Source organism: Variovorax sp. RA8, assembly GCF_901827175.1.
Lineage (GTDB): Bacteria > Pseudomonadota > Gammaproteobacteria > Burkholderiales > Burkholderiaceae_C > Variovorax.
In genome coordinates, this window is record NZ_LR594664.1 from 160,887 (window position 1) to 177,491 (window position 16,605).

General features: G+C 64.8%; 13 protein-coding genes. 2 read left to right on the forward strand and 11 right to left on the reverse strand.

The annotated features are described in order from the left end of the window. Positions 1–181: 181 nt before the first annotated feature. Positions 182–1,780, forward strand: coding sequence for a phospholipase D family protein (locus tag E5P3_RS34010; RefSeq protein WP_162590444.1), 1,599 nt, complete (start codon positions 182–184; stop codon positions 1,778–1,780). A gap of 556 nt (positions 1,781–2,336) precedes the next feature. Then, positions 2,337–2,729, forward strand: coding sequence for a DUF4148 domain-containing protein (locus E5P3_RS34015; protein ID WP_162590445.1), 393 nt, complete (start codon positions 2,337–2,339; stop codon positions 2,727–2,729). A gap of 228 nt (positions 2,730–2,957) precedes the next feature. On the opposite strand, the gene E5P3_RS34020 is transcribed toward E5P3_RS34015, so the two are convergent. From E5P3_RS34020 to E5P3_RS34070, 11 genes are all read right to left on the reverse strand, one after another. Further along, positions 2,958–4,220, reverse strand: coding sequence for an MFS transporter (locus tag E5P3_RS34020; protein ID WP_162590446.1), 1,263 nt, complete (start codon positions 4,218–4,220; stop codon positions 2,958–2,960). Positions 4,221–4,231: 11 nt separating this feature from the next. Beyond that, complete coding sequence (locus E5P3_RS34025; protein ID WP_162590447.1) at positions 4,232–6,631, reverse strand: heavy metal translocating P-type ATPase; 2,400 nt, start codon at positions 6,629–6,631, stop codon at positions 4,232–4,234. A 59-nt stretch (positions 6,632–6,690) separates the two neighbouring features. Beyond that, positions 6,691–8,274, reverse strand: a complete 1,584-nt coding sequence (locus E5P3_RS34030) for an oleate hydratase (RefSeq protein WP_162590448.1) — start codon at positions 8,272–8,274, stop codon at positions 6,691–6,693. Positions 8,275–8,293: 19 nt separating this feature from the next. Further along, complete coding sequence (locus E5P3_RS34035) at positions 8,294–8,620, reverse strand: hypothetical protein (protein WP_162590449.1); 327 nt, start codon at positions 8,618–8,620, stop codon at positions 8,294–8,296. A 27-nt stretch (positions 8,621–8,647) separates the two neighbouring features. Next, positions 8,648–9,535 carry a ribose-phosphate pyrophosphokinase gene (locus E5P3_RS34040; RefSeq protein ID WP_162590450.1) on the reverse strand — a complete coding sequence of 296 codons (888 nt, stop codon included), beginning with the start codon at positions 9,533–9,535 and terminating at the stop codon, positions 8,648–8,650. Then, the gene (locus tag E5P3_RS34045) at positions 9,532–11,040 is read right to left on the reverse strand and encodes a thymidine phosphorylase family protein (RefSeq protein ID WP_162590660.1); all 1,509 of its coding nucleotides are present in this window, start codon (positions 11,038–11,040) and stop codon (positions 9,532–9,534) included. The genes E5P3_RS34040 and E5P3_RS34045 overlap by 4 nt, the downstream gene beginning before the upstream one ends. After that, positions 11,040–12,398: an MBL fold metallo-hydrolase gene (locus tag E5P3_RS34050; RefSeq protein WP_162590451.1), complete on the reverse strand. Its 1,359-nt coding sequence runs from the start codon at positions 12,396–12,398 to the stop codon at positions 11,040–11,042. Before E5P3_RS34050 ends, E5P3_RS34045 begins: the two co-directional genes overlap by 1 nt. Before the next feature lie 238 nt (positions 12,399–12,636). Continuing rightward, positions 12,637–13,299 carry a methyltransferase family protein gene (locus E5P3_RS34055; protein WP_162590452.1) on the reverse strand — a complete coding sequence of 221 codons (663 nt, stop codon included), beginning with the start codon at positions 13,297–13,299 and terminating at the stop codon, positions 12,637–12,639. Positions 13,300–13,320: 21 nt separating this feature from the next. Continuing rightward, a complete protein-coding gene (locus E5P3_RS34060; protein ID WP_162590453.1) occupies positions 13,321–13,659 on the reverse strand; it encodes a DUF2933 domain-containing protein in 339 nt (112 codons plus the stop codon). 282 nt (positions 13,660–13,941) lie between these two features. Beyond that, positions 13,942–14,376, reverse strand: a complete 435-nt coding sequence (locus E5P3_RS34065; protein WP_162590454.1) for a hypothetical protein — start codon at positions 14,374–14,376, stop codon at positions 13,942–13,944. A 385-nt stretch (positions 14,377–14,761) separates the two neighbouring features. Then, positions 14,762–16,450 (reverse strand): DUF3141 domain-containing protein, encoded by a 1,689-nt coding sequence (locus E5P3_RS34070; RefSeq protein WP_162590455.1) that lies wholly within the window; start codon positions 16,448–16,450, stop codon positions 14,762–14,764. Positions 16,451–16,605: the final 155 nt, after the last annotated feature.

Consider the following 16,605-nt stretch of genomic DNA (forward strand, 5'->3'; position numbering starts at 1 on the left):
CGACCGTTGGCGAACTGCCGCTGGCCGGCGCAGGGAATGGCCGATGGTCCGTTCGAATCTCATCTGGCTTGCGACTTCGGCCGGCGTCGACGGTCAACTTCGATCCGATAGCATCGTGCAGTGCGACGTCCCCTTCGCTCGCGACTGTCGTGGGAGCGGATGCCCGTATGGAACCACTGCAATGGCCTTAAATTTGCCATCCTGCTGTCTTGGATGGCTTCGGATCACTCTTGCGGCTGCGTTGTGGCTGCTGCTGACGATGACAAGCGGCTGCGCAACTGGGCGGCTGGATGTTCCTCGTGTGCCGTCGCGTGCAATCGTCAACGTCGAGCGCACGACGCTCGGACGCGCATTTGCTGAGCAGGCCGCGCCCTATCCCGGGATGTCCGGCTTCCAGGTCCTTGCCTCCGGCCATGCTGCCTTTGTCGCCAGAGCTGCATTGGCTGACGCAACCGAACGCACGCTGGACCTGCAGTACTACAGCGTAGGTGATGACCTGACGACCGACCTGCTGTTGCTGCGCATCCTCGCCGCGGCCGAGCGGGGCGTTAGGGTGAGGATTCTGCTCGACGACATCGACGCGCGGACGCGCTCCTTCGCGCGCCGTGCAATTGCCGCACACTCCGCGATCCAGGTGCGGCTGTTTAATCCCTTCTTTTCGGGTGGCACGTCGAGCCTCGGGCGACTGAGCGAGTTTGTGCTTGATGGCGCACGGCTGAATCGCCGGATGCACAACAAGCTGTGGGTGGCGGACAATGTGGCCGCGGTGGTCGGCAGCCGCAACCTCGGAGACGAGTACTTCGACGCGAACGTTGCGTCCAACTTTGCTGATGTGGACTTGCTGGGCGCCGGCCCGATCGTGAAAGAGCTATCGCACGCCTTCGACGCTTACTGGAACAGCGCGGCCGCAATCCCTATGGAGGCGTTTACCGAACGCCCCGACGCCGCCGAAGGCGAGCGGGTGCGGCAGTCATTGCGCATGCGCGCCGCGAATTGCCACGGTCTCGCGCCTTGCGACTGGCTGGCGCAAGACAGCCTGCTTGGCGCCCTGCGGTCTGCGACCGTTCAGCTCTCATGGGGGCGTGCCCAGCTGACCTACGACCAGCCCGACGAACAAAAGAGGGGCGTGGCCTCCGGAGTTGAGCACGGATCGATTGACGACCGTGAAGGTGGCTCTCGCACAGCGGCCGAACTGCTGATCATGTCGCCATATTTTGTGCCGAGCGAGGATGGAATCCGCCACCTGGCGGAGATGCGCGAGCGCGGCGTTCGCGTAGCCGTCTTGACCAACTCGCTGGCCTCCACAGATTCACCGGCAGCGCATGCAGGTTACGCGCGTCATCGGATGGAACTCCTGCGCAATGGGGTGGAGTTGTTCGAAATGCGTCCACGGCCGGATGTCCAGCACCGCTTGCCGCATCGTTGGGGGCGTGCGTCCGCCGCCAGCTTTCACGCGAAAGTCATCGTGCAGGATCGTGTGCGCGCCCTCGTTGGCTCGCTGAACCAGGATCCACGCTCACGACTACACAATACGGAGGCTTGGATCACTGTCGACAGTGTCGAACTGGCGGGCGAATTGGCGGCGTTGTTCGACGAAGGGGCCGATCCTCATCATGCCTTCGAGGTCGCGCGACGCGAAGCTCGCGGCGAAGCAGGGCTCGAGTGGAGAGCTGAGGAGGGTGGGAAGATTGTGACGCACGATGTTGAACCCATGACAGACTTGGGGCTGCGGGTTTGGCGAGGCATTCTGGGTGTACTGCTCCCCGAGCACATGCTTTGAAGCGCCTGCGCAGCGCGCTTCAACGCGTCCGCCGCCGCAATGACGGTGCGACAGCCTGAGCAGCGAAGGCGAGCTCGCGATGCTGGTCTGAGCTTCGCTTTGTCTATCCCTGGAACTGAAGTTCAACACTCGTTCTCCCGGTTGCCTGGGTCGAGCTCGACGGTGCCGCCGAGCTGGATCGTGCAATTCTGAACTCGCTGTTTGCCGTACTGCCGTGCCACTTGCAGTCTTGCAGTCTTGCAGACTTGCAGACTTGCAGACTTGCAGACTTGCAGACTTGCAGACTTGCAGACTTGCAGACTTGCAGACTTCAAGACGAAGTTCGGAGTTGCAAGGCGCAGAGGCGCATAGCCTCGTGTGATCCATGGCAGAACGGCAATGATTGGAAAAAAGCGTCCAGTCGTGTCTCTTTGGCTTGATCTTGATCAAACCATCGAAGACCGCACACTCCTATTCTTTGTTCAGCGTTGGTAATCGAACCGGGTGAGGACCGAAGCCCGACGCTAACCTACGTGTAACCACGTTTCTTCCGGAAGCATTCCCCTTGGAGATTGTCATGAAATTGAATCACATCACACTTGCTGCAGCCCTCCTGACCGTGCTCGCCGCCCCCAGTGCATCTGCGCAAGGCGCCGACGGCGCCAAGCCGAAGTCGCGCGAAGAGGTAAGGACCGAAGCGATCCGCTCCCATAAGGACGGAACCATGCGACATAGCGAAGCGGAACCGAAATCTGAGCCATTCAGATCGGAGAAAAGCCGGAAGGAAGTGAGTGCCGCAGGAGTCCGCTCTCACAAGGACGGCACCATGTTGCATAGCGAGGCCGAGCCGAAATCCGATGCGTTCAAATCAGGGAAGAGCCGCAAGGACGTAAAGGCTGAGACGATCCGCTCTCACAAAGACGGAACCATGCTGCATGGCGGTGAGGCGGCTGCGCCGGAGGCGAAGTAAACAAAGTGTGGCGCGCGGTCTAGCGCGGCACTCGACCAGCCTTCGGCAGCGGGCCGGCCAGTATGTACAGGCTCGCGTCAACGTGCCCTCGAAGGGATCGCGTTCCTGGCGCGAAAATGTCGACCAAGCCGAACAGCGCCAGGAATGTAAGGTCGCCGTCAGGCTTTGCACCGGTGAGATCACGGTCGCGCGCGGCGCGGTGTGGCGTCACCCATCATGACCCCACGTTCACAGGCCGGCGGCGATCTCGCCACTGCGTGCCGGCCCCCATGATGCGAGCGCGATGGCGGCCCCCAGCACAAGAATCAGCGCTGCCGCCCAGAATGACGCCGCCGGCTGCCATGCGAAAAGCGACCCGGCGCTCACCGAACCCAGCGCCTGCCCGAGGTTGCCGGCCGCTGCCTGCCGGCCAAGCAGTTCCCCGCGCGCGGCTGCATGGCGCTCGAGCAGCTCGTAGGACAGTACCGGTCCGACCATTCCGACGCCAGTGGACACCACGACGATCAGCAGGCCGAGCGCCGCGGCGTCCGGCACCGCAAAGGCGAAAGTCAACGCGAGCGCCGAGGTGCCAAATGCGGCCGCGACCCAGCGTTGGTTGATGCGGCGGCGCACGCCTTGCAGTAGCAACGTGGACTGCGCTGCCAGCATGGCCAGGCTGCAGGTGACAAACATAACGGCCATCGTGCCGCTGGCTAGGCCCAGCGTCTGCCCGCCGAACAGAGTGAAGCCGACTTCAAAGGTACCCACCGCAAACGAGGCCAGCAGTGCCATGCCCATCGAGGCGCGAACGAACCTCCGGCGGTCTGGCGACAACTGAGGTGGCAGGTCGCGCTCAGGCGCAGCGCGCTTGCGGCCCAGGCCCCACGGGATGAGCACCAGCAATGGGAGCCCCCCCAACACGATGGCAAACGCGGGCCAGTTGACCATGTCAAGCATGCGCCCGACCGGCATGCCCATCACTGGCCCGGCGATCCAGGTTCCGAAGGCCGGGCCGGCGAGAAAGCCGATGAACGACGTGCTGCCGAGCAGCACAAAGCGGCGGCTGCGCACCTCCTGCGTGCTGATGTCGTCGACGTACGCCTGTGCTGTCGGGACAATTGAGGCGGCACCTGCACCGGCCAGGAAGCGAGCGGCATACACGACTATCAGGTTCGGTGCCAACGCGGCTGCAGCGCCGCCGATCAGGAATGCTGCGAAGCCCGCGGCCAGTACGGCGGAACGGCCATGCCGGTCCGAGAGTCGACCCCACAACGGCGCGAAGAGGAATAGCGCGAAGGTGTAGACGCCGCCCAGCATGCCGACGTGCCACGCGAGCGTGGATGGCGTCGCCCCGTCGAGGTACAGCCCCAGAAACAGCTGCAGCAACGGCAAGCCGGCGCCGTAGCCGAGCGCGACGACGAATACCATCGCTCCGAGCAGCAACATCGCCCGGCCCGCCGCCACAGTTGCGTCGGGCGCTGCCGGCGCATTGAGGGCTGCTGTCTTCACCATGCGCGCCGCCTTCAGACCGCAGCCGGGGCGGTCTGCCTGGTGTCGCCCGTTGTTCCTGGAGTCGCCCGGACCCGGCGGATGCCGGTCAGCCGTGTGCGTTTGAGCATCAGCGCGTTAATGGCCACCAGCGCGGAGCTTCCCGACATCGCGATGGCGGCCACCTCTGGACTGATGGTGAACGGGTAAAACACGCCGGCGGCTAGCGGGAACGCCACCACGTTGTAGGCCACCGCCCACCACAGGTTCTGGTGCATCTTGCGCAGCGTCGCGCGCGACAGCTCGATGGCGCCGACCACATCGAACGGGTCGCTCTTCATGAGCACCACGTCGGCGCTTTCCATCGCTACATCAGTGCCAGCACCGATCGCGAAACCAACATCGGCCTGCGTCAGCGCCGGGGCATCATTGATGCCGTCGCCGACCATGCCGACCTTCTTGCCGTGCGCCTGAAGTTCCTTGACCTTGGCGGCTTTGTCGCCGGGCAGCACATCCGCGAGGACGATGTCGATGCCGAGTTCCTTGGCGATTCGGTCGGCAGTGGCCTGGTTGTCGCCCGTCAGCATGGCCACCTGCACCCCTTTCCCGTGGAGCGCCTTGACGGTCTCTGCCGAAGAAGGGCGCACCGCGTCGGCGATGGCGATCAGACCGATCAGGCGCCCACCATGGGCCACGTGGACCACCGTGCGTCCCTGACCTTGCAGGTTGCCCGATTGAGCCTCCAAGCCATTGAGGTCGATGGCGTTCGCGTCCATCAACAGCCGATTGCCGAGGAGCGCTCTTTCGCCGCGAACGACGGCTTCGGTTCCCATGCCATCGATGTTGGAAAATGCGCTCACCTCTTCGAGTGGCAGGTTTCCGGCACGTTGGAGCACAGCCAAGGCCAGAGGATGCTCGGAGAGCTTCTCCACCGAGCCGGCGATGGTCAGCAGCGCATCGACGCTCGTGCCACGTGCCGCGACAAGGTCGACCACGTCGGGCTCGCCGAGCGTCAGCGTGCCGGTCTTGTCGAAGATCACGACATCGAGCTTGGTGGCGTCTTCGAGCGCTGCGGCGTTCTTGAACAGGATGCCGTTCATCGCCCCCAGGCCCGTCCCGACCATCACCGCCATCGGCGTGGCCAGTCCGAGCGCGTCGGGACACGCGATCACGAACACAGTGATGGTCAGCGTGAGGGCCAGCAGCACGGGCTGGCCGAGCACGAAGTACCAGACGCCGAAGGTTGCGAGACCGATCAGGAACGCGACCACCACCAACCACTGCGAGGCCCGGTCGGCCAGCAGCTGCGCTGGAGCCTTGGAGTTCTGCGCCTCCTGCACGAGTTTGACGATCTGCGCCAAGGCGGTATCGGATCCGACCTTGGTGGCGCGGTAGCGGAAACTGCCGCTCTTGTTGATGGTGGCGCCGATCACGCTGTCGCCGACCGCCTTCTTGACCGGCATCGATTCGCCGGTGAGCATCGATTCGTCGACCTGTGATCCGCCTTCCAGCACCTCGCCGTCAACGGGAATCTTGTCGCCCGGGCGGATGAGCACGATGTCACCCAGCAACACGTCGGCCGTCGCGACCGTAGTTTCGACACCGTTGCGCACGACGCTGGCTTTCGGCGGTGCCAGGTCCATCAAGGCGCGTATCGCCTCGGAAGCACCGGCACGTGCCCGCATCTCGAGCCAGTGCCCGAGCAGGATGAACACAAGCAGCACCGACACCGCCTCGTAGAACTGCGCCCCTTCGAAGAGGAAGGTGGCTCCGACGCTGAACAGGTATCCGGTGCCGACGCTCAGCACGACCAGAACCGCCATGTTGAGCACGCCATTGCGAAGCGCACGCGATGCGGCGACGAAAAATGGCCATGCCGGATAGATCACCGCACCTGTGGCCAGCACGAACAGCCACAGCTTCAGGTCGAGGCCGAACGGCGGACTCAGCTTGATGAAGTCCATGCCCATCGGCGCATAGAGGAAAATGGGCACCGTGAACGCGAGGCAGATCCAGAATCGGTTCCGCATGTCGCGTGCCATGCCGCGCGCGTCCATGCCGGGGCCGTGCCCCATCTCGTGGGCCATGGCATCCATCGTGCCGTGGTCCATCGTGTGCCCAGCTGCGGCCGGCTTCGCGCCTTGGGTCACATGCCCTGCATGCTCGTGCTCGTGCGGCTTGCCCGCCGTAGCGTGCGGCCCGCAGATATGGCGAGGGGTGGCCTCGCCGCCGCAGTGGTAGCCGCATGCTTCGATGGCGATGCGAATAGCCTCTGGCGTCGTCTGGTCCGGGTCGAAGGTCACGCTTGCCGAGCCGGCCGCGTAGTTGACCTGGGCTGCGGTCACGCCGGGCAGGCGCGACAACTGCTTTTCGACCCCATGGGCCGACATCGACGACACCATGCCGCCGACCTCGAAGTTCATTGTTGTGGTCATGCGGGTTTCATTCTCAAAGGGCAAGACAACCGCGCCTCCAGGGTGGCCGTTGCGGACATTCATCCCATCAGCGTCTTCAGTGCGTCGAGGGCCACCATGGGCTCGGCGAGGGCGTGGTAGATGGGCGGGATGTCTCGTTTCAGGCCGAGCAGTCCGTAAACACCGTGCATCGCCGAACGCACTGAATACTCGACCGTGAAGACCACGTCCTCCGGGATTTCGACGTACTGGCCCAGCAGCGCATAGTTCTTCGCGCCGTGCGGGATCACCGGCGGCCGGTCGGTCACGTCGCGCCGCGAGAACTCGCTGGTGATGTAGGGCATCATCACCGGGATGACAGTTGTGCTGCGGCGCACCTCGTCGAGGATCTCCTCGAATCCCAGTTGGTGCATCAACTCAGTCAGGATTTCCTGGCCGGTCGCCTGGGCCATCGACTTGTCGATGTAATCCCCCTTGTTGTCGATGAAGAGGCCGTAGCCCCAAAGCGTGAACACATCGTCAGGCTGACCAGCGAAGTGCGGCGGGCGCGGCACCACGATGGACATCAGCCAGCTGGAATCCTTGAAGGTCATCAGGCCACCGGTGCCGGCCTTGTTGCCGGTGAAATCCTCGATCCGGCGAACGAGAGCCGGCGTGCGCATCGTCAGCGTGAAAGACTCCCACTTGCTTTCGTCGATGTTGCCGCTGAAGGCGTAGGGTCGACCAAGACCCGGCAGCTTCCGTGCCATCGTCTCCCACAGCCTCCAAGCACCATCGGTCTTATCGCGCACGAGTTGGGGTGCGTGATCGTTGTCTCCCAGTCGCGAATCGGCGGTCATCGAGCCGATCGTGATGAACGCATAGTCCCGCAGCCCAACCGCGTACGAGACCTCCTTGCCGTGGCGCGTGCAATGGATCGCCGTGATTCGCTGGCCGTCGCTCTCGGCGAGGTCAACATCGATCACCTTGGTTCCGTACTCGAACTGCACCCCCTGGTCGGTCAGCCACTTCTCGATCGGACGGACCAGCGAGTCGTACTGGTTGAATGCGCTTCGCCGCACGCCCGCCAGGGTGTGGATCCTTGGAAACTCCTGCATGAACCGCAGCATGTAGCGCTTGAGCTCGATGGCGCTGTGCCAGTTCTGGAAGGCGAAGGTGGTGCGCCACATCGCCCAGAAGTTGGTCGCGAAGAAATGCGACGAGAAGCAGTCCTCGATGCGCTTGGTTCCGATGATTCGCTCGGGGATCGCCAGCAAGCGCATGATTTCGAGGCGATCTTGCAGGTTGAAGCCCAGATCGGTGGCATCGAGGATCGTGTGATCCTTGCCGATGAGGCGCGCATGCGAACCTGAACGCCAAGCCTTGTTGAACGCCCAGACGTCGTCCTTGACGGATCTTGTCGGATTAGCAAGCGTTGGGATCGAGTCGAGCACGTTCCACAGGCAGACGTATGCCTCTTCGGTCCACATGCGGCCGCCGCGGGTGACGTACCCCTTGACCGGGTCGCCCGAGCCGTCCAGGGCGCCGCCGGCCACCTCCAACTCTTCCAGAATGCGGATGTTGGCACCGCAGAATCCTCCATCGCGGATCAGCAGGACGGCCGCGGACAGCGAGGCGATGCCTCCGCCGATGATGTAGGCCTTGGCCGCGTCGGTTGTGTTCATCGATGTTCTCTCCCGTGAATCAGGTTAGACAAGTGGGCCTGGCCAACCGACCGGACACGGTGGCGCTGGGCGGATAGGGTGGCAAGGAGCGTCTGGCGCCGCGCCATGCAAAGTGGAGGTAGATGACCGCACTCATCGGCGCGGCGAACAGGCGCCACGCCAAGATGAACCACCTGGCGTAGAGGTCGTACGCCGCGCCGAATGACAGCAACGCCAGCGAGACAAGTGCCCAGTAACGCAGCACGCCCTCGCGCTCCAGGCGCGATTGCTCCAGGGTAAGGGGGGCCCCCAGTGCAAGCAGGACCGTCGCGAAGAGACCAGCGAGTTTGGAGCGGACGGATGACATGGCAATCTCCAGGATCATCTATTGGCATCAGGGCAAAAACACGCGCACGCCGGCGGCAATGGCCGCAGTGAGCGAGATGCGATTGGACGCGTGGCGGATCGTGTCGCAGCTGACGATGTCGCCCGCGCCGGCCGCGCGCAGTTCCTCGAACGCCGTCTGAGCGAATACCGCGTGGACCGCCACGCACACGGGTGCGGCGAGCCCGGCCCGGCGCAGGTGGTCGATCGTTTCGATCATGGTGCGGGCAGTCGAGACGATGTCGTCCACCAGCACGGGCGTGTGCGACCGCCAACGCTCGACGTCCGGTACCGACACTTGGACATCGCGGTCGCCGCGGCGCGTCTTGGTCAGCACGACGAAGGGTGCGTCGGACTGCTGTGCCACATCGCTGACCCACTGGGCGCTTTCCTCATCGGGGCCGATCAAGAGTGGATTGCGCACTTGCGCCCGTACCCACTGCGCCACACTGTCCGCGGCATGGACGACACGTGACGGGACGCTGTAGACCTGAGACAGGTCCGGTATCCTGTGCAGGTGCGGATCGACGGTCACCATCCAGTCGACATAGTGCGAGATCCAAGCTCCGACATGCTGGGCACTGATCGTCTCGCCCGGATGGAACCGACGGTCTTGCCGCATGTAGGGCAGGTATGGCGCAACAAGGCCCACTGACAACGCGCCCGCCTCACGGACCGCCGCTGACAGCAAGAGCAGCGGCACCAGCTTGTCATCGGGCCGGTCCAGCGTGCAGGCGATGAGAGTGACTCGTCCTTCGATCGCTGACTCGACGCGCGCGTAAGACTCACCGTCAGGAAAGCGCCGTACCGTGGCCGCGCCGCGTTCCAGCGAAAGGTGAGCGGCCAGGTCGTCGGCGAGCTGCTCGTTGCCAGGCATCGCGACCACGACCGGCTTCATGGCGTCACCTCGTCGCCCAGCGTGACGACGGGATGGGAATCGAGGTAGCTGCGGGCATAGGCCAGCTCGCCAGGCGCCTGCGCATACAGCGTGAACAGCGGCATGCCGCGCTCGACAGGGTCCCCCAACCGCACGTGCAGCACGAGGCCGGCGGTCGGCGCACCCGGGGCGCCGGCGAGCTTGGCGACCCGCGCGAGCCGACGGTTGTCGATGCCGCAGACGTAACCGGTGCGTTCGGCCACGATCGGCTCGCGCAGTGGAGCGACGCCGGGCTCGCGCAGCCCGCCTTGCGCTTCGCAGATGGCCTGGAACTTGTCCCAAGCCGCGCCACTGTCCAGCAGGCGGCAGGCCTCGGACTCGCCCGTGCCGGGAGTGCTGTGGCCGCAGAACTCGAGCAATTCGCCGGCCAGAACCAGTGCGCGCATGCGCAGGTCCACCGGCGCCGCCGCTGCGCCGCGCAGCACGGCCAGAACGTCATGCGCTTCGAGCGCGGGGCCTACGCCTCGCCCGACCGGCTGGGCGCCGCGCGTACGCAGCACGCGCAGTTGCAGCCCGTGGGCTACAGCAACTTGCTCTAGCAAGGTCTGCAGCCGATTCGCGTCCTCCTCGCTGCGCACCTTGGCGGTCCGACCGACCGGGATGTCGATCAGGGCGTGCGTCGCTCCGGCGGCGATCTTCTTCGACAGCACGGAGGCGACGAGCTGGGCATCGCTGTCAAGGTCGAGCGGGCGCTCGACGCGGATCAGGATGTCGTCGGCCGGGCTTAGGGTCAGCGCCCCACCCCAGACAAAGCAGCCGCCCTCGCGATCCACTACACGTCGCATCGCGGTCAGACTGAGGTCGACGCGCGTCAGCGTTTCCATCACGTCGGCCGTCCCCGCGGGCGAGGTGATCGCGCGCGACGAGGTCTTGGGCATCGTCAGCCCGGCCGCCGCCGCAATCGCGACCACAATCGGCGTCGTGCGATTGCCAGGCAGGCCGCCCACACAATGTTTGTCGGCGATCGGCGTACGGCCCCAGTCGATACGGTCGCCGGCCTTGACCATGGCGCTTGTCAGGTCGATGGTTTCCTGCAAGTCCATGCGCCCGCCGGCGCAGGCGCTCAGAAACGCAGCGATGTGCATGTCGGAGTAGCGGCCTGCAGCCACGTCACCGACGATGGCGTCGAGCGCCATGGTGTCGAGCCGGTGGCCGTAGATCTTCGAGCGCATCGCGCTCAGCGAGTCGAGCGTCGGCGCGTGCGCCACCTTGACGGTATCGTTCGCCGCGGCGCCAAGAGCCTGCCATGCGCGGGTCGACAGGCTGGCTTCGCCCGGCGCCAGCAATTCGGTGTCGACAACGTTGAGCGTCGCGATGATGCGGTGCTCTCGCAGGGCCACCTCTACGCGCGTCTGGGCCTCGAAACCTTCGGCCCTGCAGACATGACAGTCGCGTCGCATGTAAATCACATGCTCCTGCAGCGTGTCGATGCCCAGCAGCCGCAGGCGCAAGCCCGATGCATTCATCATGCAACCTCTACGCTTTGGCCCAGCCGGGGCACCGTTGCGAGCCATCCCAGTTCACGCTCGATGCGTTGCCGCAATGCGTCGGCCGGACCCGGCTCGCCATGGTTGAGGTAGATGCCGCGCGGCGGCTGGGGCGCGGTAGCCAGCCACTGCACGAGCTGCTCTGCATCGGCGTGCGCCGACATGCCAGGCAGCGACACAACCTCGGCATTGATGGTCACATCTTCGCCGTGGATGCGGAGGCGGCGCTCGCCGGCAAGCAGGCGGGCGCCTCGCGTGCCGCCCGCCTGATAGCCGGCGAACACGATGGTGTTGCGGCGATCCGGACCCAGGGCTTTCAGGTGGTGCAGCACCCGGCCGCCCGTGGCCATGCCACTGGCCGACACGATAACCGCGGGGTAGCGCAGCGAATTCAAAGCACGCGATTCATCGACAGTACGTGTCATCTTCGCGACCTGGCACATGCCGCTGCATTGCTCCACCGACAGTCGGTGCTCCGCGCGATGCCGGTGATAAATCTCGGTCAGGTCGATCGCCATCGGGCTGCTCAGGAAGATCGGCAAGTCGGGGATGGCGGCACGGGTCTTTAGACGATAGATCGCGTAGAGCAGGGCCTGAGCTCGCCCCACCGCAAAGGCAGGGACTACCACGATGCCGCCGCGTGCCGCCGTGCGCCTGATCACCTCGCCCAAAGCGGCCTCGACGTCCTGCATATCGTGCAACCGGTCACCGTAGGTCGACTCGATCACCACATGGTCGGCGCGCGCTATCGGCAACGGGGCCCGCATGATGCGATCGTCGGGGCGTCCGAGGTCGCCAGAGAACAGAACCGTCGTGTCGCCCGCCGTCAGTTCGACCGAGCTGGCGCCGAGGATGTGACCAGCCTGCCGCAGGCGCAGTTGCATGCCTCCCGTCACATCCCCTCGCTGCTCTAGCGGCAGCGGCTCGAGACGGCGCAACGCGCGCTGCGCGTCCTCCTCTGAGTACAACGGCAGGGCCGGTTGGTGCCTGGAAAGCTTGTGGCGGTTGGCGTACTCCGCATCCTCTTCCTGGATTCGCGCACTGTCGGGCAACAGGACCCGGCACACGTCGATCGTCGACGGTGTCGCGAAGACCGGCCCGCGAAAGCCCCGCTTGACGAGCAGCGGCAGTGCCCCCGCGTGATCGAGGTGTGCGTGCGTCAACACCACGGCATCGAGCTTCGTGGGTTCGAACGGAAACGGCTCCCAGTTCATGGCGCGCAAGTTCTTGTAGCCCTGGAACAGGCCGCAGTCGACAAGCAACTGCTTCCCTTCGTTCGTGACGAGGGTCTTTGAGCCGGTGACGGTGCCGGCGGCACCCAAGAAATCGAGCTTCATGGTCTGGTACTCGGGGTGGGTTCTTGGCGCGGTTGACGCTCCCGGCCGGTCTCGTGCGTACTGACCCACAGCATCGGGTGGCGCAGGACCGGCCGGGCCATGAACAGCAACACCCAGGGCAGCAAGAAGGCCACGGTCCATCGCAGCCACGTGCAGCGGAATGCGGGGTCAGCCGGTGTCACGTCATGCCCTTGGTGTTTCGCGGGAGAGTCGGCGCGTCGGCGCGTCGGCGCGATCGTCACGCACGGGGCTGCGTCGCCCCTGACGCGCCCAATTTGGGAAAGAACCTCGGCGTCTGACTCGCATAGCGCTCCCATTCAGCTCCGAAGGTCTTGGCTGCGTTGCGCTCTTCCGTCAAGGACAAGCGGACGTACATCGCGCACAGGATCGGGAACATCACGAGGGTCAGGACGGTCGGCCACTGCAGCAGGAAGCCGAACATGATGAGCACGAACGCCACATACTGCGGGTGCCGAACCCGGGCATAGGCGCCGGTCTTCGCCAGCGTCCCGGCACGCTGGCTCGCATACAGCACGGACCATGCGCCGGAGAGCAGCCAAAAGCCTCCACCGATGAAGACGGCGCTGAGCGCGTGGAACGGTCCGAAGTGCGGATTGGCGCGCCAGCCGAACATCACTTCCAGCAGGTGGCCGGCGTCGTGCGAGAGAAAATCCACGCCAGGAAATTTCGTGCCCAGCCATCCCGACAGGAGGTAGATGGTCAGGGGATAGCCGTACATCTCGGCGAACAGCGCCACCAGGAAGCTGGAGAAGGCGCCGAACGAGCGCCAGTCGCGACCGGACTGCGGCTTGGCGAAGCTGAATGCGAAGATGATGAAGACGAGGGAATTGATGACCACCAGGGACCACAGTCCGTAGGCCGGGGCGTTGTCTTGCGTCATGGAATGTCCTTTGCGGTTGGCTCAGTGCTGGTGCGGCTGATGCGGGGCGGCCGGAGGGATGGGTGTGGCATCGGGGCGGCCTTGAAGGCCGGTTTTGTCGAGGGCATCGGCGCTGCCAGATCCTGTGGGGCCGTGCTCCTGATGGCCGCCGGGGCCACCGTGTCCACCATGGAAGAAATGCATCAACGGGCACAGCGCCAGCAGGAGAAACGGCAGGGCTCCCATCAGGTGTGCACGGTGCTCAATAACAAGGAAGAAGGCGGCCACCGCGAGGAAGCCGAAGAACACCCAGGTCAGGGCGGCCCCGCGTTGCGAACGGCGGCTGGTGGTCGGATCGGGACGGAAAGAATGGTTGGCCATGATTCGCGTTGTCGGTGTTCGGTCTGGGCCGGGTGCCGACCCTCTTGGAGGAATCGGCTTGGCTCGGGCAGTTGCTCGTGTGGTGGCTGCGCGTGGTTCGGTTGTGCCGGTAGTTCGTGCGGAGGGAGGGCAAGCTGAGTGTGCAACCTGGGTGCGGCACACAGGTCAAGCGCTAGCACTCTCGCTGGACACAGGAGTGGGAAGTGCGGGCCATCCTGAGCACGCGACGTGGGCGCAGGTCAAATCCGCGCGCACGATCAGACTGCCCCCACTCCCGACTCGTCAAATGCGCAGGCGAGGCGAAATGTCCAGCGGGGCGCGCGGCGGTGGCGGATGCGCAAATTGTGGCGGCGCAACGCTCACCATCGCGACGACCGGCTCCCAGTTCTGCACCGGTGCATGCGACCAAGCGTTCGCATCGACCGTCAGGGACCACTTGATGGCCGAGACGAAAGTTGGCCCGCCGGTAAGGGGCGCCGGCTCTTCGCAGACATGTCCCTTGCTGTCGTTCGACGGCTGCTCGGTTCGCAAGGCGTGCTTGTGTGGCTGATGAGCCTTCTGCGGCGCATGGATGAACGACGCATCCGGCGAGACGGGTGGCGCTCTGTGCTCGCCATAGATCTCGCACAGGGCCGTGCCTGCGATGGCCCGTACAGCGAACAACAGCAGGAACGCAGTCCATGCGCTCCTTGCCAGTTTGCTTCGCCATGCCGCCATGTTGCAGTCCCTACGCCGAGTTTCGGGGGATTCACCATGAATCCTTCAGCACAGCTTATTCGACAGCATTGCAGAGCGGTTGATATGGATCAAGGTCTGGGCATGCCGTCACTGGACTCGGCCTCGGTTCTTCTCGACGGGCGCAGCCAGGTGAGCATGAGGGCCGAGCATCGTCAGCTTTCGTCCTCAGGGGGACTGATCTGCGACCCGGACGGTATACAAATGCCAAGCAGCTGTCGCGATTCAAGGGCTCGTGGCTTGCTCATCAGTGCCACCGAGTTCACCGAGCCGGAGAGAGGACGGGATGGGGGCTGCGAGATGCCTTTGTCGTGCAGAAACTTGACCGTGAGTCGGCAGCGGTCCGCGCGCCGTCTGGCGGCGGCCCTCATGTTCCGTAGAGGCTTTGGAACGCCATCTCTGCGATGCGATCGCGCAAGTGGCGCCAGGACTCGATGTATTTACCGATGCCATCGGCCGCGCTGCGTTCCGCCCGATACCAGGGATTGAAGGCGCGTTCTTCATCGCTGAGGCCCAGCGTCTGACCTGCCCATGCCAGGATGGGAAACAACGCAGCGGCCGGTGCGACGCGCTCGGACCACATCAGGCGGCTGGTGCGCATCGGATGCCAAGCCTCCAGCCAGCGTGCCGTGGCTGGACTGCCAAGCTGCTGTACGAAGGGTGACAGCCACTGGGTGTAAAGGGCGTCCAGCTGGCGCGACACTTCGGCGACGCGTTCGAACGCAGCCGGACGGGGCTCGAAGGGCAGGTCCTCGATGCGTCGGGGCTCGAAGGTCGCGCGATCGGCGTCTTCGGTCCGAGCGGCGGACTCGAGCTTCATCTCGTAGAGGCCCGGCGGCAATGCCTGGATGACCGAAGCGTGATGCAGGATGGCGCGGTGCTCGCGGCGTGCCACGTCGGCCGACACGAAGATGCCGAGATGGCCGACGTGCTCGTGCAGCAGATAGACGACGCGCTGTCCGGCGCCGACTAAGCCTTCGGTCGAGCCGAAAACCGTCTTCAGCCACGCGAGGGCTTGGCTGGGCGGCGTGATGTTGTCGCCATAGGAACAGAAGATGACGAGCGGCGTCCGAATCTGCGACAAGTCGGCACGGCAGTGGCCGTCGACCACCACGACGCCTTGCTCGACACGGTTGCCGATGAACAGGTCACGAATGATGCTCAGGATCTCTTCACGCCCCAGCTTGTAGAAGCCGTTCCACCAGCGTTCGAATTCGAGAAAGCGCGCCTTCTCGTGCTGCGGCTCTGCGAACACCTGGTCGTACTTTTTCCAGACCCCTTCGGGCCGCAGAGCCTCGAAGTTCTGGACCAGCCACGCTCCATCGAAGTGGCCGTGGCCCAGATCCGCCGCCAGATGTGCCGGCCAGACACCGCCGACCAAACCACCCATCAGGCGCATCGGGTTGACGTCGGCCTCACCCGCCCAGTAAGACAGGGGCGACCCGTTCAATACAGCCAGGCCTGCCTCGCGGTTGCAGTGCGACAGTGCCAGAGCGACGGCCCAGCCCCCCTGGCAATTCCCATAGATGATCGGAGCGCGCGCGCGATGGCGTTCGGCAACGATATCGATGAAACGCGCCAGTGCCTCGACGACCGATCCCATGGTCTGGCCCGCGACCGGCTCGGGATCGAAGACGACAAAGTAGACGGGGTGCCCTTCCAGCAGGGCCATGCCAACCTCGGAGTCGCGCCGGAAGCCCCCGATGCCAGGGCCATGGCCCGCCCGTGGATCGACCACGATCACCGGCGCGGAGTCTCGACGCACATGGCGTTCCAGCCGATCCGTTCCGCACCGAGTGATTCGAAGTAGGCGGTAGTTGCAGGGTGAAGCGAAGTCCCGCGCGTTTGCCACCGGCTCGGCATCGAAGTGCAGCAGCGGTGGCATGCCGGCGGCTTCATGATCGAGCATGTTGTCGGCGCGCTGGCGCAGCGTGTCCATCGCGGCGATCCCACGCCACCAGGCGTCGGCGGTATAGCGTGTCCAGGCAACCAGCGGCCAAGCCGCAGGCGTGAGCGCAGGCGCGAGCGGGTCGTTATCGATCGGACGTGTGTTCATGGTGTTCTCGCATCAGCCCAAGGAAGGTAGCGCCGCGTCGACAGCCCAGTCGAGGATCACCGCCTCGTCCACGGCCAGCAGTTCCGGGTTCTTGTCGGGGTAGTGCAGGCGCCGCAGCGCGTGCCGCATGTGGTTCAGCCGCGCTTGCTCCTTGT